Source organism: Acinetobacter sp. UBA3132 (genome assembly GCF_002364825.1).
GTDB lineage: Bacteria > Pseudomonadota > Gammaproteobacteria > Pseudomonadales > Moraxellaceae > Acinetobacter > Acinetobacter schindleri.
This window is the reverse complement of record NZ_DEZM01000039.1, coordinates 1-11,410: the sequence shown is the minus strand read 5'-3', so window position 1 is coordinate 11,410 and position 11,410 is coordinate 1. Positions and strand designations below refer to the sequence as shown.

9 protein-coding genes are annotated in these 11,410 nt (G+C 46.5%); 8 read left to right on the top strand and 1 reads right to left on the bottom strand.

Annotated elements, in window-relative coordinates; all coding sequences use genetic code 11:
• On the bottom strand, nucleotides 1–3,017 hold a 3,017-nt coding region (locus B4033_RS01595), incomplete at its 3' end, for a hybrid sensor histidine kinase/response regulator (protein WP_286831477.1).
• A 204-nt stretch (nucleotides 3,018–3,221) separates the two neighbouring features.
• Between B4033_RS01595 and urtA the strand changes: the two genes are divergently transcribed.
• From urtA to B4033_RS01555, 8 genes are all read left to right on the top strand, one after another.
• The gene (urtA, locus tag B4033_RS01590; RefSeq protein WP_004813834.1) at nucleotides 3,222–4,460 is read left to right on the top strand and encodes an urea ABC transporter substrate-binding protein; all 1,239 of its coding nucleotides are present in this window, start codon (nucleotides 3,222–3,224) and stop codon (nucleotides 4,458–4,460) included.
• Nucleotides 4,461–4,542: 82 nt separating this feature from the next.
• Nucleotides 4,543–5,463, top strand: coding sequence for an urea ABC transporter permease subunit UrtB (urtB, locus tag B4033_RS01585; protein WP_286831472.1), 921 nt, complete (start codon nucleotides 4,543–4,545; stop codon nucleotides 5,461–5,463).
• A gap of 18 nt (nucleotides 5,464–5,481) precedes the next feature.
• A complete protein-coding gene (gene urtC, locus B4033_RS01580) occupies nucleotides 5,482–6,645 on the top strand; it encodes an urea ABC transporter permease subunit UrtC (protein WP_048882156.1) in 1,164 nt (387 codons plus the stop codon).
• A complete protein-coding gene (gene urtD, locus B4033_RS01575) occupies nucleotides 6,642–7,400 on the top strand; it encodes an urea ABC transporter ATP-binding protein UrtD (RefSeq protein WP_048882155.1) in 759 nt (252 codons plus the stop codon). Before urtC ends, urtD begins: the two co-directional genes overlap by 4 nt.
• Nucleotides 7,401–7,410: 10 nt before the next feature.
• A complete protein-coding gene (gene urtE / locus B4033_RS01570) occupies nucleotides 7,411–8,109 on the top strand; it encodes an urea ABC transporter ATP-binding subunit UrtE (protein ID WP_004756673.1) in 699 nt (232 codons plus the stop codon).
• Between the two features lie 242 nt (nucleotides 8,110–8,351).
• Nucleotides 8,352–9,395 (top strand): aliphatic amidase, encoded by a 1,044-nt coding sequence (locus B4033_RS01565; protein ID WP_286831466.1) that lies wholly within the window; start codon nucleotides 8,352–8,354, stop codon nucleotides 9,393–9,395.
• A 26-nt stretch (nucleotides 9,396–9,421) separates the two neighbouring features.
• Nucleotides 9,422–10,546, top strand: a complete 1,125-nt coding sequence (locus B4033_RS01560; protein WP_286831463.1) for an AAA family ATPase — start codon at nucleotides 9,422–9,424, stop codon at nucleotides 10,544–10,546.
• Nucleotides 10,547–10,577: 31 nt separating this feature from the next.
• On the top strand, nucleotides 10,578–11,410 hold an 833-nt coding region (locus tag B4033_RS01555; RefSeq protein WP_286831460.1), incomplete at its 3' end, for an acetamidase/formamidase family protein.

Here is an 11,410-nt window from a genome sequence, read left to right as displayed (position 1 = left end):
GAAATAATAATAATCGGTACATTGGTGATTTTATTCTGGCGCAGCAATTTCGCCGTTTCCCAGCCGCCCAGTAAAGGCATACTTAAATCCATCAAAATCAGATCAGGATTAAATTCTGGAACCTGACGCAAACAGGCTAAACCTGATTCTGCCTCTTCTAAAATAAAACCTAAGGGCTTAAGGAAATTCAGAACCAGACCACGGTCAGTCGCTTCATTGTCAACCACCAGTATTTTACGGCGTTCTCCGGTATAACCGGTTACAGTATTAGAGGCAACATCCGCGATCGGATGGATCAGGGATTTAGAAGGTAAATACAATTTGATTTTAAACACTGAACCCTGTTTTAACTGGCTGCTCAGGGTCAGCTCGCCACCGAGAATATCGACTAGGAGCTTCACGATTGGCAGCCCCAAACCCGTGCCGGCAAAACTGCCCTGTACCACATTACGACCACGTTCAAAAGGCTGGAATATCCGCTCAACGTCCGATTCAGCAATACCACAACCCGTATCATGAATTTCAAAATAAGCGGTCTGAAAACGGTAATCGACCTTAAATTTCACTCCCCCCTTGAGGGTAAATTTCAAAGCATTACCCAGCAAATTAATCAGTATCTGTTCCAGACGTTTTTTATCAATACGGACATACTGTGGAATCTTGCTACTGATCTCCACATCAAACTTCAGCTGCTTTTGGGCAAACTGTGGCTCGAATATATGCACGATCTGTTTAAGAAATTTTGGCAGGTCGATATTGGAATTTTCCAAAGAAATCTTGCCAGTTTCAATCCGTGCCAAATCCAGCAGACCATCAATCAGAGAAGTCAGATGCTGACCGCTACGGCTAATCACGCCAAGGGCAGACTCGCCCTGTTCAGACAGTTTTTCCTGTTTCTGCAGTAGCTGGCTATAACCGAGAATACTGTTCAACGGCGTGCGTAATTCATGACTGATACCAATTACATAACGGCTTTTGGCTTCATTGGCTTTTTCTGCCTGAATGCGGGCATCCTGCAACTGGCGATCGGTAACTTTATGCGCTTCAATCTCATCCATCAGCAGTTGGGTCTGGGTATTGCTTTCCAATTGCGCCTGACGTCGACTTTCATCATTCAGCACTAACCACCAGGCGGCTACACACAGTAGCAGGAACAGTACGGCATAGATTTTGACGAACAGCATTGTCAGCGCATCCTGCTGCTGTGACAAAGCGCCCAGGTTGGCAGACTCCTGTAAATAAATCAGGCTCAGACTGACTGCCAGCACCACGCCCAAGACAAAAATCAGCAGGATATACAGACTTAAACGGGTATTAATATGTTGTACCCAGTATTTCGGCAGGAACCAGGCCGCAAAAACTCTGAGCTGTGAAGACCAGCGTGCATGCGGCTTACACAGGTCATGACAACGTGCTTCAAGCGTGCAGCACAGAGAACAGATCTGACTGCTATAGGCTGGACAACTGGCCATGTCTGCAGTTTCATAATCATGCTCACAGACTACACAGGTTTGGGTTTCGAGCAGCTCCAACTCAGGCTTTTCTTGACGTGCCAAGTAATATTTACCTTTGGTAAACCAAGCAATTAGCGGTACACATAACATCGCCGTACCCAATGCAATAAAACCAGCCAAGGATCGGGCAATCTCTCCAAAAACTCCCCAGTAACACAGCATGGATAAGACCGATGCAATGATCAGGCTACCGACTCCAACCGGATTAATGTCATATAAATAGGCTCGTCGAAATTCAATTCCTTTTGGACTCAGTCCCAGTGGTTTACAGATCACCAGATCCGCAACAATGGCACCAATCCAAGCAAGGGCCACATTACTATATAAGCCAAGCACACGCTCCACCGCATGGATTACCCCAAGTTCCATCAATAGCAAGGCGATAAAGATATTGAATACCAGCCAGACTACGCGCCCTGGATGGCTATGCGTTAGACGCGCAAAAAAGTTCGACCAGGCCAATGACCCTGCATAGGCATTGGTAACATTAATCTTGATCTGAGCGATGCAGACAAATAAAACCGTCAGAAATAAAGCCATACCGGGATGATTGACCACCTGTTGATAGGCAATCCAGTACAGATAATTGGGGTTACTCAGTTCAGAATCGGCAACCAGATACTGCATTGCCAGCGCCATAAGTAGCATACCCATGAATATCTTGATAAATCCGCCCAGAATCCAAGCTGGTCCACCTAAAAAGACTGCCCAATTCCATTTACGCTGAATATGTTTTTTATCAGGTAAAAATCGCAGATAATCCGCCTGTTCTCCGATCTGGGTGATCAAGGCAAAGAGCACCGTGCAGGATGCACCAAAAAAAGACAGATTAAAGGCAGCGCTCTGACTTTTTGCGCCCTCAATCAATGCAAGATTGCTGATCAAATCAGGTTGTTTCACCAAGACAAAGCACCATGGTAATAAAAGCAGAAATAACCAGAGTGGTTGGGTGATGGCCTGCACCTTATTGATGAAGCCAATACCTTTGACCACCAATGGCAAAATCACCAGTGCTGAAATCAGGTAGCCAATACTCAGGGGTATCCCTAAGCCTAGCTCCAATGCCAGCGCCATGATGGCGGCTTCAAAGGCGAGAAAGATAAAGGTGAAACTGGCATAAATGACCGAGGTAATGGAGGAGCCAATATAGCCAAATCCGGCACCACGGGTCAGTAAATCAATATCGACATTATAACGGGCAGCATAATAACCAATCGGCCAGCTGGTCAGGAAAATGATAATCGCCACAACCACCAGTGCCCAGAAAGCATTACTGAAACCGTATTGCCAGAGCATGGTGGCCCCAAGTGCCTCCATTGCTAGGAAACTGACGGCTGCAAGCGCCGTGTTGGTCACTGTCCATAGTGACCATTTCCGGACGGATTTAGGCGCATAGCGCAGGGCGTAATCCTCAATACTTTCATCGACCACCCAGGTATTGTATTTACGCCGGGTATGAATGACGCGCTGCGGTGCCTGACTGGTATTCGCTGTTGGGTCCATACAGATCAAATCAAGCTAAATATCTGCTCTTAAAAGCAATAACTATGCCCAGCCTATCAGTATCTAAAAATAATCCGACTGAAGGTTATATACGTAAAGTGACGTATATGCTCATTTTTTAACTCCCCTTAGGCTTAGTTCCATACCAAGCGCAAACCAATGATTAAGCGCATCAGCACATCTAATTCTATAGGGGAACCCGACATGAGCTTGAAATCAAAAGTGAAGACATCTGGATTACTGGCAGGTTTACTTGCTGTTCCATTCCTGCTGGCACCAGCACTGACCAATGCCAGCGTACCTGCAACAGCAAAGGTCAATACCACCAAACTTAAAGTCGATGACAAGTTTGTGTATGTAGGGCAGCTACATTCAGCAACCGGTACCATGGCAATTTCTGAAACCGGTTCGATTCAGGCAGAACGTCTGGCCATTGAACAGATCAATAAACAGGGCGGTGTTCTCGGTCGACAGATCAAAATTATTCAGGAAGATGGTGCTTCTGACTGGCCAACCTTTGCAGAAAAAGCACGTAAACTGTCTGAAAAAGACCGTGTTGCTGCAATTTTCGGTTGCTGGACTTCAGCCTCTCGTAAAGCCGTATTGCCGATTATTGAACGCAACAACTCTCTACTTTACTACCCAACCTTCTATGAAGGTTTAGAACAATCTAAAAACGTGATCTACACCGGTCAGGAAGCAACTCAACAGGTACTTGAAGCACTGAACTGGCTGGCAAAAGAGAAAAAAGCCAAAACCTTCTATCTGATTGGTTCTGATTACATCTGGCCGCGTACCACCATGAAAATTGCCCGTACCCACATCGAGAAAGTACTGAAAGGCAAAGTGGTTGGCGAAGAATATTATCCTCTGGGCCACACTCAATTCGGCTCTCTCATCAACAAAACCAAACTGCGTAAACCAGATGCCATCTTTGCAGCAGTCGTGGGCGGTTCGAACGTATCCTTCTACAAACAAATGAAAGCTGCAGGCGTAACAGGCGACAAACAGACACTGCTTACCCTTTCAGTGACTGAAGATGAATTGCTGGGGATTGGCGGCGAAAACATGAAGGGCTTCTACTCTTCAATGAAATATTTCCAAAGTCTGAATAACCCCAATAATGCTGCATTCGTAAAAGCCTTTAAAGCGAAATATGGCCCTAAAGCGGTGGTAGGTGACGTAACACAAGCAGCCTACCTTGGTCCATGGTTATGGAAAGCCGCAGTTGAAAAAGCCGGTAGCTTCGATGTCGCGAAAGTGACTGCCGCATCTAAAGGCCTAGAAATGAAAACTGCACCTGAAGGCTATGTAAAAATTGACCCGAACCACCATTTATGGAGCAAATCACGTATTGGTCAAGTGCAACCAAATGGTCAGTTCAAGGTTGTTTACGAGTCTAAAGGTCTAATCAAACCAAACCCATTCCCTAAAGGTTACTGAGTTAACAGCCACATGATCAGGGGAAGCCATTCTCCTGATCTTTTTATTCCACACAATTTTTTAAAGCTTGGAGGATGATGCGATGGATCTATCATTTGCAGAATTCGGTGCAATATTTGCCATGCAAGGCTTTAATGGTCTCTCTGTGTTCTGTGTGCTGTTATTGATGGCGCTCGGCCTTGCAATTATCTTTGGGCAAATGGGCGTAATTAACATGGCACATGGTGAGTTTCTGACCATTGGTGCATATACGACATTTTTCATTTCCACACTGACTGAAAGTTTTTTCCCTCAACTCCTACCTTATTATTTCCTGATTGCAATCATTGCAGCCTTCCTCACAGCAGGCATTATCGGTTACATGGTGGAACGGCTCATGATTAGCCGGCTCTATCGACGGCCACTCGATACACTTCTTGCAACATGGGGCTTGAGCCTCATCATGCAGCAGCTGTTCCGTTCTATTTTCGGCCCTAAGGAAGTCAGCCCGACTTTACCTGACTGGTTAATGGGTTCTTATCAACCGACGGAAGCCATCGATATTCCTATCAATGGTCTGTTCCTGGTGGGCGTTACCCTCTGTGTCACTGCATTTGTCTACTTTCTGATTTACCGTTCACGCTGGGGTTTACAGCTTCGTGCAACCAACCAGAACCGCTTTATGAGTGGTGCTGTCGGGATCAATACCAAACGTGTTGATAGCTTAACCTTTGCCTTGGGTTGTGGGCTTGCAGGTATTGCCGGTGCAGCTTTCACAACCATCGGTTCTACTGGTCCAACAGCCGGTTCGCTGTATATCGTCGATACATTCTTAGTCGTGGTCTTCGGCGGTGCTGCAAGCTTGCTTGGAACCGTTGCCTCTGCATTCAGTATCGCGCAGGCACAATCTATCCTGGAATTCTTCCTTTCTGGTTCTGTCGCTAAAGTCCTGACACTAGCTACAGTCATCATCATCCTGATGCTGCGTCCTCAGGGTCTCTTCTCAATCAAAGTACGTAAATAGGGATTCAGGAGAGATATTATGAAGAATCTAATGAATGCCTTTTTAGGCGGTAAAGAAGGTGCGATTGGTCTGGTGATTCTTGCCGTACTGATCCTGCTAGTCATGCCAATGTTCCTGGATATTTTCCGTCTGAATCTGATGGGTAAATATTTGACTTTTGCTTTTGTCGCAATCGGCCTAGTTCTGTGCTGGGGACACGGTGGTATCTTAAGTTTAGGTCAAGGGATTTTCTTTGGCATTGGCGGCTACTGCATGGCCATGTTCCTGAAACTTGAAGCTTCAGACATGCAATCTACAGCAGCGCAAACCACGCCAGGAATTCCAGACTTTATGGACTGGAACCAGATCACCAGCTTGCCAGGCTTTTGGGAACCTTTCCATAGCTTCGGGTTTACTTTGTTTGCCATCATCATCATTCCAATCTTGCTTGCCTTCATTATCGGTTTCGCGATGTTTACCCGTCGTGTCGGTGATGTGTACTTCTCGATCATCATGCAAGCCATTGTAGCGATCCTGACCATTCTGATTATTGGTCAACAAGGTTTCACTGGCGGCATTAACGGGATTACAGACCTGAAAACCCTGCATGGCTGGGATATCCGTACCGATGAAGCCAAATATGTCCTGTACTACATCAATGCCCTGCTGCTCATTGCAGTGATCATGATCAGCCGTTTTGTCCTCAGTTCTAAACTCGGTCGTCTGCTTTCTGCGATGCGTGACAAAGAAGAACGTGTACGTTTCTCTGGCTATGACGTAGCCATGTACAAAGTCTTCATTTTCTGTTTCGCAGCTGTGGTGTCCTCTATTGGTGGTGCGATGTTTACCCTGCAAGTCGGCTTCATGTCACCAACGATTATCGGCATCGTACCTTCGATTGAAATGGTCATTCTGGCTGCAGTCGGTGGTCGTCTGTCGCTGATTGGGGCAGTGTATGGTGCCGTTCTGGTGAACTTGGGTAAAACTTACTTCTCTGAAGCCTTCCCTGAAATATGGCTGTACTTCCTCGGTGCATTATTCATCGGTGTGGTCATGTTCTTACCAAATGGCTTAGCGGGTCTGTATGAAAAATATGTCCGTCCATTGTTCCTGAAAAAGAAACCGATCGACAGCACTTCGCCACCGCCAAGTAGTGATCCGGATAAAACGATCGATCCAATTGTGGAAGGAGGTGTGAAATGAATAAAGTCGGCGTAGAAATGAATAAACCAGTTCTGGTCATTGAAGATCTCACCGTGTCCTTCGACGGTTTCAAGGCAGTCAGTGATCTCAACTTCTATCTGGATAAAAACGAAGTCCATGTGGTGATCGGTCCCAATGGAGCCGGCAAAACCACAGTGCTGGATCTGATCTGCGGCAAGACCAAAGCAACTTCAGGCACGATCAAGTTTAATGATATTGAACTGACCAAACTGAAAGAGTTCGACATTGTCCGTAAAGGGGTTGGGCGTAAATTCCAGAACCCGAATATTTATGAAAATCTGTCGGTCTATGACAACCTGGAAATGTCCTTCCCGCGTGGCCGTAATGTCTTTGGTGCACTGTTCTTCAGACGTACCAAAGATGTCGATGAGCGTATTCGTGAAGTTGCTGGCAAGATTTTCCTGACTGACCTGCTGGATACCTCGGCAGGCCTGCTCTCTCACGGTCAAAAACAATGGCTAGAAATCGGTATGTTGCTGATGCAAGATCCTGAACTACTCATGTTAGATGAACCTGTTGCGGGGATGAGTGTGTCGGAGCGTGAGCAGACAGCCCAATTATTACGGGAAATCAGTAAAGGACGTTCTGTACTTGTGATTGAACATGATATGGAATTCGTCAAAACCATTGCGGACAAAGTCACGGTATTGCACCAGGGTAAAATTCTGGCAGCAGGAAAAATGGACGATGTACAAAATGATCCAAAAGTGATTGAAGTTTATCTGGGACACTAAGGAGGCCACTATGAGCGGATTATTAGAAATTAATGCTTTGTGTTCAGGATATAAACAAAGTCAGGTGATTCACGACCTGGAACTGAAGATCCAGCCGAAGGAAATTGTAGCGATCATGGGCCGTAACGGCATGGGTAAAACCACCCTGTTTAAAACCCTGATTGGTGATATTAAAAATACCAAAGGTGAAATCAAGCTGGATGGCAAGAATCTGGAAAAACTGGATCCTTACCAGCGTGTAGAAAACGGTGTGGCTTATGTGCCACAAGGCCGGATGATTTTCTCCACCATGTCGGTGCTGGAAAATATCCAGACCGGTTTACCGGCTTCTGCCCATGGCAAAGTACCGGATGACCTGTATGAGCTGTTTCCTGTGCTTTGGGATATGCGCAAACGTAAAGGCGGAAACTTATCGGGTGGGCAACAACAGCAATTAGCAATTGCCCGTGCCTTAGCGACTAATCCTAAAGTACTTCTGCTGGATGAACCGACGGAAGGGATTCAGCCTTCTATCATTAAGGACATTGCCAGAACACTGAAAGAGATTCGGGATCAGCGTGATCTGACCATTGTGGTCTCTGAACAGGTGCTGAGTTTCACCATGGCGATGGCCGATCGCTTCCTGGTGATCGATAAGGGCCGCTTTGCTTATGAAAATGTCCGTGAAAATGTCGATGAGACCACCATCAGTAAATATCTCTCTGTTTAATCTTCCTGGTTTAATCTGGCTGTAATTTTTCTCTACATCCCTCGATTCGTCGGGGGATTTTTAATTTCTATTTCACTTAATATCCCAGAATTGTATTTAAATATTTTATTTAATTATTCACATTTAAAAATTTCTTCCAGTCTACGCATCCATATACGCAATTCAACGTATTTTGCTGCAACGTATTTCACGCGACACTCGAATCATAAAGTTGAATCGATAAAAGAGTTGGAGAAATTTGAATGCGTCACGGTGATATCTCAAGCAGCCCAGATACAGTAGGTGTAGCAGTTGTAAACTACAAAATTCCTCGTTTGCACACCAAAGCGGAAGTGTTTGAGAACGCAAAAAAAATTGCTGAAATGTTGAAAGGAATCAAACAGGGTATTCCAGGTATGGACCTGATTGTTTTTCCTGAATACAGCACCATGGGCATTATGTACGACCATGACGAGATGATGGCAACCGCTGCCACCATTCCAGGCGATGAAACCGCGATTTTCTCACAAGCCTGTATTGAAGCCAACGTCTGGGGCGTGTTCTCGATTACCGGTGAACAACATGAGGAACATCCAAACAAGGTGCCTTATAACACCTTGATCCTGATTAATAACAAGGGCGAAATCGTTCAGAAATACCGCAAGATTATCCCATGGTGCCCGATTGAAGGCTGGTGCCCAGGTGATACCACTTATGTGACTGAAGGACCGAAGGGCATCAAGATGTCACTGATCATCTGTGATGACGGTAACTATCCAGAAATCTGGCGTGACTGTGCCATGAAAGGCGCTGAACTGGTCGTGCGTTGCCAAGGCTATATGTACCCGGCTGCAGATCAGCAGATCAACATGGCGAAATGCATGGCATGGGCAAATAACGTTTACGTTGCTGTTGCCAACTGTACCGGTTTTGATGGGGTCTACACCTACTTCGGTCACTCAGCAGTAGTCGGCTTCGACGGCCGTACCTTGGGTGAATGTGGTACGGAAGAAAACGGCATCCAATACGCACAATTGTCACTGCATGAAATTCGTGATGCACGTAAATACGACCAGTCACAAAACCATTTATTTAAATTGCTGCACCGCGGCTATACCGGTGTCTATAACAATGGTGACGGCGATAAAGGCGTTGCGGACTGTCCATTCGACTTCTACAAAACCTGGGTTCTGGATGCTCAAAAAGCGCAAGAGAACGTGGAAAAAATTACCCGCTCTACCATCGGTGTTGCAGAATGCCCAATCGGCAATCTGCCACATGAAGGCTTAGAAAAAGAAGCATCTTAAGTTTGGTCTGAGAGGAGGTATTCGATATGACATTTGCCAGCGACCGCATCAGTGTCAATCAGGAAACCCTGGCCAAACAGCGTTATGAGATGCAGAGCAAAGAACGTATTGCACGTACCTCTCGCTTTAGCTTTGATCCTGAAAAAGTCATGCAGCATGTCCGTGGTCATATCATCGGACAGCGTGCCGCACTGGATGAAATTGAAAACATGCTCTTAACCGTCAAGGCAGATTTTAATGCTCCTACCCGGCCACTGGCAGTCACCTTGATGCTCGGGCCGACGGGTGTGGGGAAAACTGAAACGGTTCGGCTGATTGCTGAGGCAATCCATGGCAAGCCCGATGCATTCTGCCGGATCGACATGAACACACTGGCACAGGAACATTATGCTGCAGCACTGACAGGTGCCCCTCCAGGCTATGTCGGGTCTAAAGAAGGCAATACCCTGTTTGATGAAGCCCATATTCAGGGCAGTTTTTCCAAGCCAGGTATTGTGCTGTTTGATGAAATTGAAAAAGCCAGTACCGAAGTCATTCGGGGTCTGCTCAACGTTCTGGAAACCGGAACCTTAAAGCTGACCGCGGGTACCAAAGTATTGGATTTCAAAAACTGCATGATCTTTATGACCAGTAACGTCGGTGCCAAAGATGCCCAGGCACGTTTAAGACAGCTGACCAAGCTTCCAAAACCCATCCAGAAACTGGCCCGACTGGCCAAACTGGATGACAGCCAGATTACCGAACGCGCCCTGTACAAGAAATTTGATCCAGAGTTTCTGAATCGTATTGAACGCATTCTGAATTATGAAGCGGTAGAAGCTAATTTTGTGCCAACACTGGTCAGCCTGGAAATTGAGAAACTGAATCAGCGACTCTGTAAGCAGAGCCGCACGGTTGAACTCACACCAGCTGCAACTCAGTTTCTATCTACCGGACACGATGTTCGCTTCGGTGCACGAGGCTTGAGTCGCCGCTTTCGGGTTCTGGTTGAGCCACAACTCGCCAGGTTTTTTATTCAGCATCCAGAAGCCGGTCAAATCATCATTGATTATGACGGCAAAACGATCCAGGTTCAGTCAGTTCCTGTTGAAAGCGTGATCGAAGATCCGCTGTTCATCATGGATGACACGGGCAATAACATCAAAAACTAGCTTTATTCGACCTCAACACAGGGGATAAAACATGCAACATATTAAAATTAAACCGGGGGTTCCGCTGGCAGAACAGGCCGAAATTGGACATAACCGCTGGCATCCGGATTTGCCATTTCTGACTTCGGTAAAACCGGGTGAAGAAATCCTGATTGAAAGTCTGGATTTCCTGGATGCGCAGATTAAGGATACCGATGACATTTCTGATGTCAAAAATGTCGACCTGACCCGTGCCCATCCATTGACCGGACCTTTCTATGTAGAAGGTGCTGAACCAGGTGACTTGCTGGTAATTGACCTGCTCGACATTCAGCCAATTTCAGATGTCGGTTTCTCTGGCGTATTTGCCAAGGAAAATGGCGGTGGCTTCCTGGCTGACTATTTCCCTGAAGCTGACAAAGCCATCTGGGACTTAAAAGGCTTATTTGCGACTTCACGTCATATTCCGGGCGTGCGTATTGCCGGCTTAAAACACCCTGGCTTGATGGGAACTTTGCCATCGCATGATTTGCTAAAGGAATGGAACCGTCGTGAGGCACTACTGGTGCCTAAAGGTCAGGCTAATCCGCCTGATCCACGTACTGCCGTTTTGCGTGGCGTAACAGGTGCTGAATTCGACCGTATGGCAGCTGAAGCGGCACGTACTGTTCCACCGCGTGAACATGGCGGGAATACGGACATTAAAGACCTGGCAGCAGGTAGCCGTATCTATTTCCCTGTTTATCAAAAAGGTGCCGGTTTCTCGATGGGCGATCTGCACTTCTCGCAAGGAGATGGTGAAATCGGTTTCTGTGGCGCGATCGAAATGGATGGTGTTACCCGTGTCGGCTTCGACCTGATCAAGGGCGGTATGGAAAAGTACAA